The 17,106-nt window shown below is 51.8% G+C and carries 17 protein-coding genes; 9 read left to right on the forward strand and 8 right to left on the reverse strand.

The annotated features are described in order from the left end of the window. Positions 1–128 precede the first annotated feature (128 nt). Positions 129–1,553, reverse strand: coding sequence for a leucyl aminopeptidase (locus CKV66_RS06860; protein WP_085362657.1), 1,425 nt, complete (start codon positions 1,551–1,553; stop codon positions 129–131). Between the two features lie 173 nt (positions 1,554–1,726). Between CKV66_RS06860 and lptF the strand changes: the two genes are divergently transcribed. The 4 genes from lptF (at position 1,727) to CKV66_RS12575 (ending at position 5,066) form a co-directional block, all read left to right on the forward strand. Then, complete coding sequence (gene lptF, locus CKV66_RS06865) at positions 1,727–2,839, forward strand: LPS export ABC transporter permease LptF (RefSeq protein ID WP_085362692.1); 1,113 nt, start codon at positions 1,727–1,729, stop codon at positions 2,837–2,839. Then, positions 2,836–3,903 (forward strand): LPS export ABC transporter permease LptG, encoded by a 1,068-nt coding sequence (gene lptG / locus CKV66_RS06870; RefSeq protein WP_085362656.1) that lies wholly within the window; start codon positions 2,836–2,838, stop codon positions 3,901–3,903. The genes lptF and lptG overlap by 4 nt, the downstream gene beginning before the upstream one ends. A 108-nt stretch (positions 3,904–4,011) precedes the next feature. Next, positions 4,012–4,851 (forward strand): sugar nucleotide-binding protein, encoded by an 840-nt coding sequence (locus CKV66_RS06875; RefSeq protein ID WP_085362655.1) that lies wholly within the window; start codon positions 4,012–4,014, stop codon positions 4,849–4,851. A 68-nt stretch (positions 4,852–4,919) separates the two neighbouring features. Next, complete coding sequence (locus tag CKV66_RS12575; protein WP_082402929.1) at positions 4,920–5,066, forward strand: lipoprotein signal peptidase; 147 nt, start codon at positions 4,920–4,922, stop codon at positions 5,064–5,066. A gap of 68 nt (positions 5,067–5,134) precedes the next feature. Here the strand turns inward: CKV66_RS12575 and CKV66_RS06885 are convergent, their stop codons facing one another. The 4 genes from CKV66_RS06885 to CKV66_RS06900 form a co-directional block, all read right to left on the reverse strand. Beyond that, entirely contained in the window at positions 5,135–5,854 is a 720-nt protein-coding gene (locus CKV66_RS06885; protein WP_085362654.1) for an SDR family oxidoreductase, read from the reverse strand. A gap of 73 nt (positions 5,855–5,927) precedes the next feature. Then, positions 5,928–7,259, reverse strand: a complete 1,332-nt coding sequence (gene hpnE / locus CKV66_RS06890) for a hydroxysqualene dehydroxylase HpnE (protein ID WP_085362653.1) — start codon at positions 7,257–7,259, stop codon at positions 5,928–5,930. Further along, the gene (hpnD, locus tag CKV66_RS06895; protein WP_085362652.1) at positions 7,256–8,104 is read right to left on the reverse strand and encodes a presqualene diphosphate synthase HpnD; all 849 of its coding nucleotides are present in this window, start codon (positions 8,102–8,104) and stop codon (positions 7,256–7,258) included. Before hpnD ends, hpnE begins: the two co-directional genes overlap by 4 nt. 127 nt (positions 8,105–8,231) lie before the next feature. After that, the gene (locus tag CKV66_RS06900) at positions 8,232–9,272 is read right to left on the reverse strand and encodes an endonuclease/exonuclease/phosphatase family protein (protein WP_085362651.1); all 1,041 of its coding nucleotides are present in this window, start codon (positions 9,270–9,272) and stop codon (positions 8,232–8,234) included. A 319-nt stretch (positions 9,273–9,591) separates the two neighbouring features. Here CKV66_RS06900 and hisC point away from each other — a divergent pair, with 319 nt between their 5' ends. From hisC to CKV66_RS06915, 3 genes are all read left to right on the forward strand, one after another. Next, complete coding sequence (gene hisC, locus CKV66_RS06905) at positions 9,592–10,671, forward strand: histidinol-phosphate transaminase (protein ID WP_095197856.1); 1,080 nt, start codon at positions 9,592–9,594, stop codon at positions 10,669–10,671. Positions 10,672–10,747: 76 nt separating this feature from the next. Next, positions 10,748–11,695, forward strand: a complete 948-nt coding sequence (gene hisB / locus CKV66_RS06910) for an imidazoleglycerol-phosphate dehydratase HisB (RefSeq protein ID WP_085362649.1) — start codon at positions 10,748–10,750, stop codon at positions 11,693–11,695. Between the two features lie 391 nt (positions 11,696–12,086). Beyond that, a complete protein-coding gene (locus CKV66_RS06915; RefSeq protein ID WP_085362648.1) occupies positions 12,087–13,346 on the forward strand; it encodes a glutamate-5-semialdehyde dehydrogenase in 1,260 nt (419 codons plus the stop codon). Positions 13,347–13,446: 100 nt separating this feature from the next. Here the strand turns inward: CKV66_RS06915 and CKV66_RS06920 are convergent, their stop codons facing one another. From CKV66_RS06920 to CKV66_RS06930, 3 genes are all read right to left on the reverse strand, one after another. Next, entirely contained in the window at positions 13,447–13,938 is a 492-nt protein-coding gene (locus CKV66_RS06920) for a peptidylprolyl isomerase (protein ID WP_085362647.1), read from the reverse strand. A 67-nt stretch (positions 13,939–14,005) separates the two neighbouring features. Further along, positions 14,006–14,953 carry a thioredoxin-disulfide reductase gene (trxB, locus tag CKV66_RS06925; protein ID WP_085362646.1) on the reverse strand — a complete coding sequence of 316 codons (948 nt, stop codon included), beginning with the start codon at positions 14,951–14,953 and terminating at the stop codon, positions 14,006–14,008. A gap of 145 nt (positions 14,954–15,098) precedes the next feature. Continuing rightward, positions 15,099–15,659, reverse strand: coding sequence for a hypothetical protein (locus tag CKV66_RS06930; RefSeq protein WP_085362645.1), 561 nt, complete (start codon positions 15,657–15,659; stop codon positions 15,099–15,101). A 139-nt stretch (positions 15,660–15,798) separates the two neighbouring features. On the opposite strand from CKV66_RS06930, the gene CKV66_RS06935 reads away from it, so the two are divergent. Both CKV66_RS06935 and ubiE read left to right on the forward strand, forming a co-directional pair. Then, positions 15,799–16,155 carry a gamma-butyrobetaine hydroxylase-like domain-containing protein gene (locus CKV66_RS06935; protein ID WP_085362644.1) on the forward strand — a complete coding sequence of 119 codons (357 nt, stop codon included), beginning with the start codon at positions 15,799–15,801 and terminating at the stop codon, positions 16,153–16,155. A gap of 57 nt (positions 16,156–16,212) precedes the next feature. Then, complete coding sequence (gene ubiE / locus CKV66_RS06940; protein WP_085362643.1) at positions 16,213–16,950, forward strand: bifunctional demethylmenaquinone methyltransferase/2-methoxy-6-polyprenyl-1,4-benzoquinol methylase UbiE; 738 nt, start codon at positions 16,213–16,215, stop codon at positions 16,948–16,950. Positions 16,951–17,106 lie beyond the last annotated feature (156 nt).

Here is a 17,106-nt window from a genome sequence, read left to right on the forward strand (position 1 = left end):
TCAAATTTAGGTGGGGGCTTAAAGGGCGGCCGGTATTAAAAAAACTGCACCTGACATCGGCGGTAAATGCCGGTGCGGGTGCAGTTTGATTGTTCAGACGGCCTCGGCTTGTGCTTCGGCTGCTTGGGTTATTTTACGTTGCGCAGATAGTTCAGCAGCAGCGGCACGGGGCGGCCGGTAGCGCCTTTCTCTTTGCCCGATTTCCAAGCCGTGCCGGCAATATCGAGATGCGCCCACGGGTAGTCTTCGGTGAAGTGCGATAAGAACGTGGCGGCGGTGATGGTGCCTGCGCCGGGCGTGCCGATGTTGGGAAGGTCGGCAAAGTTGGACTTGAGCTGTTCTTTATAAGTATCAAACAGCGGCAGCTGCCATGCTTTGTCGTCGGTTTCGCGTGAGGCGGCGAGCAGTTGGTCGATGAGTTTCTGATCGTTGCCCATGACGCCGCTAACGTCGTTGCCCAGTGCGATGATGCAGGCGCCGGTGAGTGTGGCGACGTCGATGACGGCTTTGGGTTTGAATTGCTCGGCGTAGGTGAGCGCGTCGCACAAAATCAGACGGCCTTCGGCATCGGTATTCAATACTTCGATGGTTAAGCCTTTCATGCTGGTTACGATGTCGCCGGGTTTGTTGGCTTCGCCGGAAGGCATGTTTTCGCAGGTGGGTACGATGGCAATCAGGTTGATGGGCAGTTTCAGTTTGACGGCGGCGCAGAATGTGCCGATTACGCTGGCGGCACCGCACATGTCGTATTTCATTTCGTCCATGTTGAGGCCGGGTTTGAGCGAAATACCGCCGGTGTCGAAGGTGATGCCTTTACCTACCAACACGATGGGGGCGTCGTCTTTGTTTTTGGCGCCGGAATAGGAAAGTTCGATCAAATAGGGTTTCTGTTTGCTGCCTTTGGCCACCGACCAAAAAGAACCCATGTTTTTCTTGATGTAGTCTTTTTCGAGTATTTTCACCGATGCGCCGATCTTTTCGGCTTCTTTTTTAGCGGTTTGCGCCAAGAATTTCGGCGTGCATTCGTTGGGAGCGGCGTTGCCGAGGTCTTTGCACAAGGTCATGCCGTATATTTGCGCTTCGGCGGTTTCCAACGCGGTTTTGATGCCGGCTTCTTGGCCGGGGCAGTAGAAAGTTACGCCGGCCAGCTTGGCGGGTTTGGCTTCTTTTTTGTAGCGGTCGAAACGGTAGGCGGCATTGCCGAATGTAGTGGCGAACACTTCGGCAACCAAAGCGGCGTTCTTTTTGCTGAACGGTGCGGTGCAGATGTGGATATGCTCTTGTTTTTGCGCCCATGAAGCGGCTTCGGCGGCGGCTTTGGCAACGGTTTCGCGGCTCAGATTGTTCAAGCGCACAACGGCGATGGCTTTGAGGCTGCCGTTTTCGACAATTTGGGTTTCTGCAAACGATTGGTTTTCTTCCAAGGTGCCGCAGAGCAGGGCGGCGGTTTCATTGTCGCTGTTTTTGCTGCACGGGCAGGCATCTTCGCAGATGTAGAGCAGCGCACCTTCTTGGCTTGGCTGCAATTTTTCGGCTTTTGTGCTAAATTCCATGTTTATTCTCCTGAACTGAACGGTGGTTCGCAATATATTTTTCAGACGGCCTCAAGCAAAGCAACAGCAGGCCGTCTGAACATTTCGGCCTGATTGTACTCTATATGTCCGGCCGTCTGAAACTTTTCAGACGGCACGAACACCCGCTTCTGCACCGAAAGCTGCAAAATTTTATGATTTACCAACGCAATTTTATTAAAGAACTTTCCTTCACGGCCGTCGGCATCTTCGTGGTGCTGCTGGCGGTGCTGGTATCGACGCAGGCTATCAATCTGCTGGGGCGTGCTGCCGACGGTCGCGTGGCGATTGATGCCGTGGCCGCACTGGTGGGTTTTTGGGTAATCGGCATGACCCCGCTGCTGCTGGTATTAACCGCCTACATCAGCATTTTGACCGTGCTGACGAGATATTGGCGCGACAGCGAAATGTCGGTTTGGCTTTCATGCGGTCTGGCATTGAAACAATGGATACGCCCCGTTTTGCAGTTTGCGGTGCCCTTTGCCGTGTTGATTGCCGTGATGCAGCTTTTCGTGATGCCGTGGGCGGAACTGAGAAGCCGCGAATTTGCCGAAATCCTCAAGCAGAAACAAGAGTTATCGTTGGTAGAGGCGGGTGAGTTCCGCACACTCGGCAAGCGCAACGGGCGGGTGTATTTTGTCGAAACTTTCGATGTGGATTCGGGCACCATGAAAAACCTGTTCTTGCGCGAGCAAGACGATAAAGGCAACGACAACATCGTGTTTGCCAAAGAAGGCACGTTTTCTTTAAAAGACAACAAACGCACGCTGGAACTGAGCAACGGCTACCGTTACAGCGGCACACCCGGCAAGGCCGACTACAACCAAGTTTCATTCCAACACTTAAGCCTGATTATCAGCACCACGCCGAAAATCATCGATCCGATTTCCCACCGCCGTACCATTCCCACCGAAAAATTATTCGGCAGCAGCAATCCGCAGTATCAGGCCGAACTGATGTGGCGTTTGTCGTTGCCCATCAGCGTATTGCTGTTGAGCATATTGGCTGTGCCGCTTTCCTATTTCAACCCGCGCACCGGCCATACTTATAATATTCTCTTTGCCATCGGCCTTTATCTGATTTACCAAAACGGGCTTACCTTTCTGCGCAACGCCGTTGAAGACGGCAAACTCAATTTCTGGCTCGGCATGTTGCCGATGCACATACTGATTGCGTTTATCGCCTTTATCCTGCTGCGTGTGCGCAGTATGCCCGCCCAACCGTTTTGGCAGGCGGTCAAACTCAGCCTGAAAGGCGGTGCGAAATGAAACTGCTTACCCGTTACCTCATCAGCCGCCTCAGTGTAACTTCGTTTTACGCGCTGTTGGCATTTCTCGCGTTATACAGTTTTTTCGACATCATCAACGAAGTGGGCGACATCGGCAAAGGCAGCTACAACGGCGCCAAAATGATGCAATATGTGTTTATGCAGATGCCTGCCCATGCCTATGATTTAATGCCGTTGGCCGTATTGATCGGCGGTTTGGTGGCACTCAGCCAGTTGGCTTCCGGCAGCGAGCTTACCGTAATGAAAACCAGCGGCATGAGTACCAAAAAGCTGATTGCCGTGCTGCTGCAGTTCGGCCTGATTTTTGCCGTATTGACCGCACTTTTGGGCGAATGGGTTGCCCCTTCGCTCAGCAGACACGCCGAAAACATGAAAGCCACCGCCGTTAGCGGCAAAATCAGCACCGGCAGCCAAGGCTTATGGCTGAAAGAGCAGAATAATGTTATCAATGTGCGCGAAATGCTGCCCGACCATACTTTGCTGGGCGTTAAAATCTGGCGGCACAACAACGACTTTCAGCTTGCCGAAGCCGTTGAAGCGGATTCCGCCGTGGTCGAGAACCACAGCTGGCAGCTGAAAAACGTGCGCCGCAGCTTGCTGGAAAACGGGCAAGTGCGCACCGAAACCCTAGCCGTACAGCCGTGGCAGGTTAATTTGAACAGCAGTTTGCTCGACGTACTGCTGGTCAAACCCGAGCAAATGTCGGTATCTGCGCTGGGCACCTATATAGGCCATCTGAAAAACAACAGCCAGCAAACCAAAACTTATGAAATCGCATGGTGGCGCAAACTGATGTATCCGGTTGCCGCTATGGTGATGGCGCTGGTGGCATTGGCCTTTACGCCGCAAAACACCCGCCACGGCAACATGGGTTTGAGGTTGTTCGGCGGCATCTGCTTGGGTTTGGCCTTCCACTTTGCCGGCCGCTTGTTCGGTTTTACCGGCGAACTCTACAGCGTGCCGCCTTTTGTCGCGGCGGTTTTGCCGACGCTTCTTTTCGGGGTTTTAGGCGTTTATTTGATCCGCAAGCAGGAAAAGCGTTAATGGATGCGATGCAATAAGAGCCATAACCCGAGGCCGTCTGAAAATTTTCAGACGGCCTCGGGTTATGATGGCGAAAAAATGGAATCAAATAGGCAAAAGGAGAAAAACGTGAACGTTTTAATTTTGGGCGGCAACGGCTTTATCGGCAGGCGCGCGGCGGCGATTTTGCGTGAACGCGGTCATGAGGTGGTGGCGGCGGGGCGCAAGGAGTGTGATTATCTTCGTCTTGATGAAGCTGCGGTGAGGTCTTTGCTGCGCGGGAAAGATGTGGTGGTTAACGCTGTGGGTGTGATGAGCCGTCATGCGGATATTTTGGAGCAAGTGCATCACCGCGCGCCGGAGCAGCTGGCGCAGTGGGCGGAGCAGGAAGGCGTGTCGCGCTGGGTGCAGCTCTCTGCCTTGGGTGCGGATGCGCAGAGCGGCATTGCTTTTGTCGGCAGTAAAGGGCGGGGCGACCGCGCGGTGTATGCTTCGGGCGTGCAGGTGTCGATAGCGCGGCCGTCGGTGGTGTACGGGCGCGGCGGGGTGAGTTGCGAGCTGTTTATTACGTTGGCGAAACTGCCTTTATTGGCGATGCCTGCGGGTGGGCGTTTCGATTTGCAGCCCGTGCATGTGGCGGACGTGGCCGAGGGTTTGGCCAATCTGGCGGAAAATCCGGCCGAACACGGCACGGTGGTCAATATGACCGGCGGCCGCGCGCTGACTTTGGCGGATTATTTCAATGCTTTGCGTCAAAGCTTGCACAAAAAGCCGCCGCAAAAAATGATTGCGCTGCCGTTGTCGTGGATTAAACCGTTGTTGCCGTTGGCGAATGTGGTTAGTAATGGTGTGCTTAGCCCGAGCAGTATTGCATTGCTGGAGCAGGGTTCATGCGCGGATAACGGGGCGTTTGCTTCTCTGTTGGGCCGCGAACCGCTGAGGCCGGAAGATTTTGCCGGTAGGATTTGAACGGGCAAACGGTAGCAAAAAAGCGGGCATCTATAATGCCCGCTTTGCTTTGGATGAGGCCGAGATCTTTGCAAAACCCCCATCTGCGGCGCATTTCTGCGTTGTGCGCTGCTCGCTCGTTTGCCTATCTATATGATATGTCTGCACTCGCTGTGCTGCTACGTCTTGAACTGCATCCACATCTGAGGGTTTTGCAAAGGTCTCAGGCCGTCTGAAAAAAGTTGATAAGTTTCAGACGGCCTCATATCGGTTGCCCGGCTAAACCGGATAAGCAGACGCCGATTTACAGATACACAATCTCGCCGCTACGCCCTTTGCTGGCTTCACTGCTCCACCAAACAAATTCGGGCATGATGTCTTCGTAGTTTTTGCGTTCGGCGCGGGCTTCGCCGGGGTGGGTTTTCATGCGTTGGGGCGAGTTGACGGCACCGGGCACGAGCACGTTGGCGCGCAGGTTGGGGAAGCGTTCCCACTCGTCGGCGGCTACTTTGCACAAATAGTTGAGCGCGGCTTTGGATGCGCCGAAGCCGCCCCAGTAGGCGCGTGGGTCTTCGCCGTGGCTTTCGCCGACGAAAATCACCGAAGCGTCGGGCGATTCTTTCAATAAGGGAAGGAAGGCACGGGTTAAGCCCATCGGGGCGACGGTGTTGATGCGGTATTGGTTGACCCATTCGGCCACGGTTTGGAAATCGAGCGGGGAGAGGGCATAGAAGTAGCTGGCGCAATGCACGATACCGTCGAGCTTGTTGCCGGTGGCTTCAGCGATGGTGGCGGCGAAGCGGTCGAATTCGGCTTCTTCGGCGGTTAAAAGGTCGAAGCAGATGGCAAAGGGTTCGGGGCTGCCCGATGCCGCGATTTCGTCATACACTTTTTCGAGTTTTTTCTGATGGCGGGCGACCAGCACCACGGTGGCACCTGCGGCGGCGTAGGTTTTGGCGACTTGTTCGCCGATGCCTTGAGATGCGCCGGTAATCAGGATGGTTTTGTTTTGAAGCTGGCTCATGGGTTTTTCCTTTAAGGTTTCAATCGGTATAAACGGCAGGCCGTCTGAAAAGCAGTAGTGCTTGGCGGTAACGCTAAAGTTTTGGCCTGTACGGGTTGTATTCGGTCAAACACAGTTCCGCGGCGGTTGCGCCGGACTGCACGGCGGCTTCGAGCGTGGCGGGGTAGCGCGGATGCAGGTAGTCGCCGGCGGGATAGATGCGGCGGTGGTGCAGCCATGCCAAATCGGGTGGGGTGCGGCCGGCCGTTGCTGCGGCGGTGGCGCGTTTTTCGATAATCACTTGCGCGGCAAGCGGTTCGCCCAAATAAGGGCAAAGCGTTTTCAAATCGGCATCTACGCGCGCAATCCATTCTTCGTTTTTCAGACGGCCTATGTGGTCGGACACGCTGATCACGGCAGCAGTTTCATTGGCGGACAAGCCCAGTGCGGCACGGTGGACAAACCATTGTGCGGTGCCTTCGGCCAAGCCGGTGAGCGGCGCGGGCAGGTGTACGGTTTCGGCGTAGCGCAGATACACGGTGGTGATGGCATGGTAGGTAATGTCTTCAAAGGCCGTCTGAATATCGGCGGGGGTTTCAGACGGCATCAGCGCGGCGGCATGATACGGGGCGACGGCAAGAATGGCGGCATCAAACGCTTCGCCGTTCATGCACACGCGACCGTCGGGCAGGTTGGAAAGCTGCGTTACGCGCGTTTCCATACGGATGTCCGCTTTGTGTTTGGCTAAGAATTGCAAGGAAGGTTCGGCAATGATGCGGCCTAAATCTTGCTTGGGCAAAAGATAATCACTGCCAGATTTATCTGCCCACACACCATCTTGCAAAACATTGCACAGCGTTTGCAGACTCGCGGATTCGAGCGGCGTGTTCAATGCGCCCCATACCAGCGGCTGCCAAAATTGCGCGACGGCTTTACGTTGGACATTGCGGCTGCGCAGCCATTCGGCCACAGTGATGTCGGGCAGCGGAAGCGTCGAACGGTGCCGCTGTTGGAGCGCGTGCATATCGTTGAGCAGCTTGATTTTTTCGCCGAAACCGATGTTCTTGGCTTTAAGCAATCCCACAATGATATGCAGCGGCGAAGGCAAAGAGGCCGTCTGAAATTGGAGGCCGTCTGAAATATGCCATTGCAGCGGCAGGCGCAGAAAGGCTTGGTGTTCGTCCGCACCGATCTGCTTCATCAGCGCAAGCACGCCGTGATAAGCACCGAGCAGGATGTGCTGGCCGTTGTCGAGAAAGCTGAAGCCGCTGTTGTCGGCATTCAGCGTGCGCGCACGGCCGCCGGCGCTGCGGCCTGCTTCAAACAGCGTCAGGTTGGCACGCGGTGCAAGCTGTACGGCGGCGGACAAGCCTGCCCAGCCTGCGCCGACAACGGCGATTTTGGGGCGTGGGTTTTGCGGTTTCATGGGTTAAATCCGAACAGCCATGTTTTCAGAGCGATGCGTTTTTTGCGCGGTGAAGGAATGGCGATTTTGTATTTCAATACGTTTTCGGCACCGTCGGCGGCGATTTCGTTCAATAAGGCATAGTAAATGCTGCCCATCACCAAACCGGCTTTTTGCGATTTTTTGTCTTCAGACGGCAGCAGCGCCACGGCTTCGCGGTAGGTATCGCGGGCGCGGTTGACTTGGAAATCCATCAGCGCGGCGAATTCGGGCGTGGGCGTGCGCTGCATCAGCACTTGCGCGGGCACGTTGAAACGCTGCAATTCTTCGGTGGGCAGATAAATGCGCCCGTTGCATGCGTCTTCGCCCACGTCGCGGATGATGTTGGTAAGTTGCAGAGCCAAGCCGAGCGTTTCGGCGTATTGCAGCGTTTCAGGCCGTCTGAAACCGAGAATGCGGGCAATCAGCCGCCCGACCACGCCCGCCACGCGGTAGCAGTAAAGTTTCAGGTCTTCAAAACGCCCGTAGCGCGCCTGCTCCAAATCCATCTGCATGCCGTTGATGATGTCTTCAAACTCTTCCTGCGGCAGGCCGAAATCGGCGGCAACGGTTTTCAAGGCACGGCAAACGGGGTGCTCCGGCGTTTCGCTGCCGAACACTTTGGCCAGCTCGATCCGCCACCAGTTGAGCGTGGTTTGGGCAACGTGTTGGTCGGAACAGTCGTCCACCACGTCGTCCAGCTCGCGGCAGAAGGCATACAGCACGGTCATGGCATCGCGTTTCGGTTGCGGCAGAAAACGAAAACCCGCTAGAAAGCTGGATTTGCTTTCGGCGGCTTTGTGACGGCAGTATTCGAGCGGCAGCACGGCGATTCCTGAATAATTTTATCGGATACGGATTGTAGCGGGAAACAGGGGGGATAACAATTCGAGGCCGTCTGAAAGCGTTTCAGACGGCCTCTGCTTTCTTAATTTGCTTTCTTGCATGCCCGGCTTATTTTAAGGCGTTGAGATAGGTATCGCTGTCGTCAATCCCCAATTCAATCCACATCGGCAGGTGGTCGCTCATGCGGTAGGTGCGCCAGTCTTTGAAACTGCGGCCGGGCTTGGTTTCGCGCTCTCGGGCGTAGGCGGCTTCGTCTTCCAAGCGGTAAACGTGTTCGAAGAAGTCGAATACGCCTGCGCGTCCGGTGGGCTTGAGTTTGGCAAGCTGTTTGTAGTAGGCGATTTGGTCGTAGTGGCGGTCTTTGGCGACGTTGGAGCCGGGAATGATTTTGAGTTCTTCAGGAACGACGAATCCGGCTTCGGTAATCGCCTGCATGGTGACGTCGCTGCGGTTGAAGATGTTGAAGTCGCCGAGCATGATGAGGTTGTCGGGCTTCACTTCTGCGCCGGGCTGGTATTGCGGTGCGCCGGAAAGTTTGGCGGCGTGTTTGGCGATGGTGCGGCTGAATGATTTGATTTCGTCGAATCGGCGCGGATCGACGGCCACGCCTTTGCCGTAGTAGATGTGTACGGTGGCGAGGGTAAGGTAGGCCCAGCCTGCTTTGAAGCCTGCCACATAGGGTGAACGGGCGAGCTGCAAGGGTTCCTGTTCAGCGTTTTTGTCTTTGGGCAGTACGAGTTCGGCGGCCAAACCGGTGAAGCTGACTTTGCGGCGGTCATAGAGATAGGCCATGCGCTCGGAGTTGCCGGACGTGCCTAGGGTTACGTCGGTAACGAGAAACTGCCAGTTGTCGCCGAGCAGCCGTTGCAGGTGTTGCAGCGGGTAGAGGCCGTCGCGCACTTCTTGGATGGCAATAAGGTCGAAATGGTTGAGGATTTCGGCAATGTAGTAATAAGCTTCTTCGCTGCGGTAGCCGTATTTGCCGGAATCGAACTCGCGGATGTTCCATGTGGCAAGCAGCAGAGTGTCGGAGACGGTGCGTGTGGGAATCTGCTCGGCCAAGGCTTTGCGCAGACGTTGCAGGCCTTCGATGGTGCGGTGGCGGGCGGTAAGGTCGTGAATGCGTTTGAGTCCGGCATAGTAGGTCATGGCAGTTTCCTGACGATAGATATAAATGTGTAGTAAACAGTCTAAATCAAAATAAGCCGGTTTTGTTTAAAAAAACTATACTATTCTGATGTTAAGCAATTAATTTTTATCATGGTTTGTTTTAAGCGTGGGGATATATTGTTTTCCATTGATAAAAACAGGCGCTTTAAATAAAAAAATAGTGAATTATTTTGTATAAAATAATATAATGTCATACAAAATTAATTTTTTGATAGAAGCTTATAATACATTAACGAAAAATACCGATAATATGCTTCTATCTGTTTGAAATAATGAATGTTACAAGAGAAAACTTAATATGACAGCCTTGTCTGATTTTATCCGGCCGGATATCCAATCTTTAACGGCATATCAAGTTGCTGATCTGCCTGAAGGGTTTATCAAGCTGGATGCAATGGAGAGTCCTTATCATCCTTTTGTCGATTCCGATGCGTTGCTTGATGAATGGGCATCACTGATTAAAAATGCCCCAATCCATCTTTATCCCAATCCCGCCACCAGCGGCTTGCAGGAAGCTTTGCGTAACGCTTTTCATATTCCCGGCGAAGCCAAAATCGCTTTAGGTAACGGCTCTGACGAGTTGATTCAGCTGTTGACCATGCTGGTAGCAAAGAAGGGCGCGTCGGTATTGGCTCCCGAACCAAGCTTTGTGATGTATAAGCACAATGCAGCACTTTACGGCATGAATTATGTAGGCGTTCCTCTGAATGAAGATTTCACGCTTAATCTTCCCGCTATGTTGGATGCCATCGAGCAGCATAACCCCGCTTTAACCTTTATTGCTTACCCCAATAACCCTACGGGCGTGTGCTTTAAACGTGAAGAAGTGGAGCAGATTATCGCTGCGGCCAAAGGTATTGTCGTGGTGGACGAGGCTTACGGCGCGTTCAGCGGCGACAGCTTCCTGCCGCAGGCGGGTAGCGTAGAAAATCTTGTGGTGATGCGTACCATCAGCAAAATCGGCTTTGCCGGCTTGCGCATCGGCTATGCTTCGGGGTCTGCCACCGTGATGGACGAGTTGGCCAAAATCGTACCGCCTTACAACATGAACCAGCTGAGCTTGGCTACGGCGAAATTTGCCTTACACCATGCGGAACAAATCAACCGTATCACGGCCCAATTAAAACAAGAGCGGGAAAGCATGTTTGCAGAGCTTTCAAAGTTTGGCCGTCTGAAAGCATTTCCCAGCGATGCCAACTTTATTACCGTTCGTGTTCCCGATGCGGCAATGCTTTATGAAACATTAAAGCAAAATAAAATTTTAATTAAAAAACTGCATGGCGTTCATCCGCTGCTAGACCAATGCGTGCGCATTACCATAGGCGCGCCGGAACAAAACGAAGCCGTATTGGCGGTTATGCATAAACTTTATGCCTAATTTTCAGACGGCATCATTATTGAAATAAATCTAAATTTATTATTGAAAGCTAACCACATCTATTTGAGAGATACTTATGAATAAGACACAACTTCACTTACAAAACTTACAGTTTTTAATTAAAGAAGCAGGTTCCATGGCCGAGCTGGCAAGACGTTGCGGTTATGATAACTCTGCATCTTTGTCGCAAATCAAACGCCGTTTGGAGCAGCAAAGCGATGATGAAAACGGCAGAGGTATCCGCCCCTCGTTGCTGGCCAAGCTGGAAAACGGCATGGGCAAGCGCAAAGGCTGGATGAACCGCGAGCATGATCCTGAAATGGAACAACGTAAAAAAGCAGAAGCCGCAGCACGTTTGGAAGAAAGCAAGGCCGAAGCAGCGGCAAATGTACACGCTTTAGCGCCAGTATTGGATTTTGAGCAAGCTGAAGGCCGCGTTGCTATTGTGAGCCGCAATACTTACGAAACGCAGATTACAGTTGCCATTAACCTCGACGGCACAGGCAAGAGCCGCCTCGACACAGGTGTGCCGTTCCTCAACCACATGCTTGAGCAAATCGCCCGCCACGGCATGATTGATATGGACATTACCTGCAAAGGCGACGTACATATCGACGACCACCATTCGGTAGAAGATATCGGTATTACTTTAGGGCAGGCATTGAAAAAGGCATTGGGCGATAAAGCAGGTGTGCGCCGTTATGGTCATGCCTATGTGCCGCTGGACGAAGCTTTGAGCCGCGTTGTGATTGACTTGTCAGGCCGCCCGGGCTTGGTTTACAACGTTGAATTTACCCGCGCTTGGATTGGCAAGTTTGATGTGGATTTGTTCAGTGAGTTCTTTACAGGCTTGATCAACCACAGCATGATTACCCTGCACATTGATAATCTGCGCGGCAAAAACGCCCACCATCAGGCGGAAACCATATTCAAAGCATTCGGCCGCGCTTTGCGTATGGCGGTAGAGTTTGACGAACGCATGGCAGGTCAAACGCCTTCTACCAAAGGTACGCTCACAGCCTGATAAGCTGATTTCATGTTGAAAAGTTCAAATCCCTCAAGTGCTTGCAAAAGCGCTTGAGGGATTTTGATTTCTTGTTGAGGCCGTCTGAAAACGAGCTTGGCGAGTTTCGCTAAAGCGAACAACGAGAGCTTCGATAAAACGAGCTTGGCGAGTTTCGCTAAAGCGAACAATGAGAGCTTCGACAAAACGAGCTAGCGTGAGTTTCGGCTAAAACAAACCCATGCAACTGCGAAAAACAATGTGTCACATCAAATGATGGCCGAATCTTGCTACCGCATACTTTGTGCTAGAATCACCCGAACCCAATAAAACAATACGGCAGGCAATTTTTCGAGGGTCGCCGCGTTGTTCGGTAAGTCATTATCTTTAACCGTTACCACGGCTGGTTATTATGCACTCTATTCAAGAATACGTTCGACAAACCGCATCTTCCGCCAAACAAGCTTTTTATGAGCTGGCGGAAGCTTCTACCGCACAAAAAAATTCAGCGCTTTTGCGTTTGGCAGAATTATTGAAGCACCATCAAGACGCCATTATTGCCGCCAATGCCCAAGATATGGCACAAGCCGAGGCAAAAGGCTTAGATTCCGCTTTGCTCGACCGTTTGAAGCTTGGCCCTCAAACAATAGAGAGCATGTGCGAAGGTTTGCGCCAGATTGCCGCTTTGCCCGACCCGGTGGGAGAAATGGACGAATTCCGCATCCGCCCAAACGGCTTGCAAATAGGCAAAATGCGTGTGCCTTTAGGCGTGATCGGCATTATTTACGAGTCTCGCCCCAATGTTACCGTTGATGCCGCGGCGCTGTGTTTGAAATCAGGCAATGCCTGCGTGTTGCGCGGAGGTAGCGAGGCCTTCAACAGCAATATGGCGATTGCCAAGTTGATTTCTCAGGCCTTGTCGGAAAATAAATTGCCGGTAGCAGCGGTGCGCTTTATCGAAAATACCGATAGAGAAAGCGTTGGCGCCATGTTGCAGATTCCCGGCTTGATTGACGTTATCATTCCCCGAGGCGGTAAATCATTGGTGGCGCGCATCAGCGCAGAGGCTAGGGTGCCGGTTATCAAACACCTAGACGGCATTTGCCATGTTTACATTGATCAGGCAGCTGATACGCAAAAAGCCGTGGACATTGCCGTGAATGCCAAAACTTCCCGCTACGGCACATGTAATACGATGGAAACCTTGCTCGTGCACGAAGCGCGTGCCGCTGAAATTCTGCCGCTGCTGGCAGAACAATATGCTCAAAAAGGTGTGGAATTACGCGGTTGCGGGCGCACTTTGGCCTTGTTGCCAAACATTAAAGCAGCCACAGACGAAGATTGGGACACTGAATACCTCGCGCCCATTTTATCGGTAAAAATCGTTAATGATATGGCCGAAGCAGTTGCACACATCAATACGCACGGCAGCCATCACACCGACAGCATCGTAACCGAGTCTTATACCGATGCCCAACGCTTCTTGCGTATGGTGGACAGCGCCAGCGTTATGATCAATGCCAGTACCCGTTTTGCGGATGGCTTCGAATATGGCTTGGGCGCTGAAATCGGTATTTCTACCGACAAAATCCACGTACGCGGCCCCGTCGGCCTGCATGGTTTGACCAGTCAGAAATGGGTGGTGTTGGGTAACGGGCAGGTTCGTACATAAATACTGCATTGGTGATTACGCAGAGGCCGTCTGAAAAGAATTTCAGACGGCCTCTTGGTTTTCACAGAATCATATCTGTTGATTAACAACTTTCAAGTCGTTACACGATTTCCGCTTTGGTAATCACCACCGCATCTACCGGCACATCATCGTGATAGCCATGGCGCTTGGTTTTCACATTTTCAATAGCGTCCACCACATCAGTACCTTCTACCACTTTGCCGAATACAGCGTAGCCCCAGCCGTGCAGGCTCGGTTCGGTGTGGTTCAGGAACGTATTGTCTTTCGTATTGATGAAAAACTGCGAAGAAGCAGAGTGGGGCGCTTGGGTACGGGCCATGGCGATGGTGTATTTGTCGTTTTTCAAGCCGTTTTGGGCTTCGTTTTGAATCGGATCGCGGCCTTCTTTTTCATTCATGTTTTCGTCCATACCGCCGCCTTGAATCATGAAGCCTTTGATAACGCGGTGGAAAATCAGGCCGTCGTAAAAACCGTCTTTAACATATTGCTCGAAGTTAGCTGCAGTTACCGGAGCTTTTTCGTAGTCGAGTTCGATGCCGATAACGCCGAAATTGGTGTGTAATTTAATCATGGTTAATCCTTTCTGATAGATAACGGTAGAGGCCGTCTGAACCGTTCAGACGGCCTTACAGATATGTTTAATGTTGGCGGTCGAGCCAGCGTTCTGCGTCTAAAGCCGCTTGGCAACCGGAGGCCGCGCTGGTAATGGCTTGGCGGTAAGTGTGGTCTTTCACGTCGCCGGCAGCCCACACGCCTTCGATATTGGTTGCCCCCACATTGTTGGCGCTGCCGCCTTTGGTGATGAGATAACCGGTTTCATCCATATCGAGCTGGCCTTTGAAAATGTCGGTGTTGGGTTTGTGACCGATGGCGATGAAAACGCCTTTTACTTCAATCTCTTCGGTGCTGCCGTCGTTGTATTTCAAACGTGCGCCGCTTACGCCCATATCGTCGCCGGTAATATCATCCAAAACCGCGTTCAGTTTCAGAATGATTTTGCCTTCTTCTACGCGCTGCATCAATTTATCCACCATGATTTTTTCAGCGCGGAAAGTGTCGCGGCGGTGAATCAAGGTAACGGTGTTGGCAATATTGGATAAATACAAGGCTTCTTCTACGGCTGTATTACCGCCGCCGACAACGGCAACATCTTGTTGTTTATAAAAGAATCCGTCGCACGTTGCGCATGCGGAAACGCCTTTGCCGGCAAATTTTTCTTCAAACGGCATACCGAGATATTTGGCTGATGCGCCTGTGGCTACAATCAAAGCGTCGCAAGTGTATTCGCCCATATCGCCGGTGAGCGTGAAAGGGCGTTTTTTCAAATCGACGGTGTGGATGTGGTCGAAAATAATTTCGGTGCCGAAACGCTCGGCGTGTGCCAAAAAGCGGGCCATCAATTCAGGACCTTGCACGCCGTCGGGATCGGCAGGCCAGTTATCGACTTCGGTCGTCGTCATCAGCTGGCCGCCTTGAGCCATGCCGGTGATGATCACAGGTTGCAGATTGGCGCGGGCGGCGTACACCGCAGCCGTGTATCCAGCGGGGCCGGAGCCTAAAATAATCAGTTTATGGTGCTTACTCATGGAGTTTCCTTGAGAAAATATGTATTGAAACAGCTTGTTTTCCTACATTTTTATCATGTAAACATGAATAAAAGAGTAGAAGTGCGACTAATTGCTCAGGCCGTCTGAAAACCATGTTTATAGTTTTCAGACGGCCTGTATATGGTTAGCGGCGACGGAACCCACCGCTTCTGCGCGCGGGCGCACGGTGGTTGGGTTGCGCTTTATTGGTTTGGCGGTAGTTGGGCTGCGCAGCTTTGTTTTGCGCAGGAACCGTTTTCGTGTTCAACTGCTGGCTGGTGCGCCGCTGAGCCTGTGCCGATTGGTAATAATTCGCTTGGGCACGGCGCACGGCAGGGGTATCCGCGCGGGCTTTTTGGAACTTATTCGCCAAAGCATTACCGATAAACGCACCGGCTGCTGCGCCTACCAAACTTTGAAGCAGCCAGCTGCCGCTGGTTTGGTCGTAAATGTATTGTTGGCCGTCGGTGCCGGTAACCGGTTCGCCGTTGTTGCCGTTAGCCAAAAATTCGGCAGGAATCGTGTCTTTTACTGCGCTGGCAGTCAATTCATAAACCGTATTGTCTTGTTGGGCATTTTGTTGGCTCAACTGCTGTTGCAAAGCCTCGATCTGCTTTTGCTGTTGCTCCAATTTCGCTTGCGTATCGTCTTTACAGGCGGTCAAAGCAAAAGCTGAAGTAATAGTTAGGATAATGATTTTTTTCATTCTTTTTCCGTTTTAAAAGAAACAGGGGAAAGCAGTATGCTCGGATTGATAATATAGGGTAGGGTAGGATTTATTCAAGGCCGTCTGAAACATTTGCTGCTAAAATAGCGAAAACCTATTTTCATCATCCTCACTTTCAATGAAACATCCGGCCCCGCAAGAAATCCGTCTCAATCATCACCGCGACGCACTGACATTAGTTTATCAAGGCATCGAAAAAAAACTTCCTGCCGAATATTTGCGCGTATACTCGCCCAGTGCCGAAGTGAGAGGGCACGCTCCGGGACAAGCAATACTGCAAACCGGCAAAGTAGATGTTTTGATTACCGATTTATATCCCGCCGGTCATTATGCTTTGAAAATCACTTTTTCAGACGGCCACGATAGCGGCCTCTACGACTGGGATTATTTATATAAATTGGCACACGAATACGATACAATGTGGGCCGAATACTTACACCAAATCGAGAAGCAGGGTGCTTCGCGCCAAGCCTAAACTACTTACCGCACCTAAGAATTCCCGATCCGATTTTCCTGAAAAGAAAGCCACAACATGAGCGACAACAAAACCCATTTCGGCTACCAAACCGTTAACGAAAGCGAAAAAGCCGGCAAAGTAGCCGAGGTTTTCCATTCCGTAGCTAAAAATTACGACATTATGAACGACGTCATGTCCGGCGGATTACACCGCGTTTGGAAGCACTTTACCATCAACACCGCACGCTTGAAAAAAGGCGATAAAGTTTTAGACATTGCCGGAGGCACAGGTGATTTGTCGCGCGGTTGGGCAAAAAGAGTAGGGCAAGAGGGCGAAGTATGGCTCACCGACATTAATTCATCCATGCTTTCAGTCGGGCGTGACCGCTTGCTTAACGAAGGTATCATTCTTCCCGTATCGTTGGCAGATGCCGAAAAACTGCCTTTCCCGGATAATTATTTCAACTTGGTATCCGTAGCTTTCGGCCTGCGCAACATGACGCACAAAGAAGCCGCCCTTAAAGAAATGTACCGCGTATTAAAACCCGGCGGCACTTTATTGGTATTGGAATTTTCCAAAGTATTCAAACCATTAGAGCCGGCTTACGATTTGTATTCCTTTAAACTTTTGCCGCTGATGGGTAAAGTTATTGCAAAAGACGCAGACAGCTATCAATACTTGGCAGAATCCATCCGCATGCACCCTGATCAAGAAACGCTCAAACAAATGATGTTGGATGCAGGATTTGATAATGTCGATTACCACAATATGACCGCAGGAGTGGTGGCGCTGCATAAGGGTATTAAATACTAAGCAGCAGTTTAGATGATAAACAAGCAAGATTGCTGATGTTTCGTATTTATTACCGGAAAGCAATCTTGTTTGTTTTTGACATCTATAATTTAACATAATTCATATTATGAGAAATTATAGTGGTAGCAAATGGCTGTGCACTCTGTGCCTTCCAGC

Origin of the sequence: Neisseria zoodegmatis (assembly GCF_900187305.1) — a bacterium.
Taxonomy (GTDB): domain Bacteria; phylum Pseudomonadota; class Gammaproteobacteria; order Burkholderiales; family Neisseriaceae; genus Neisseria; species Neisseria zoodegmatis.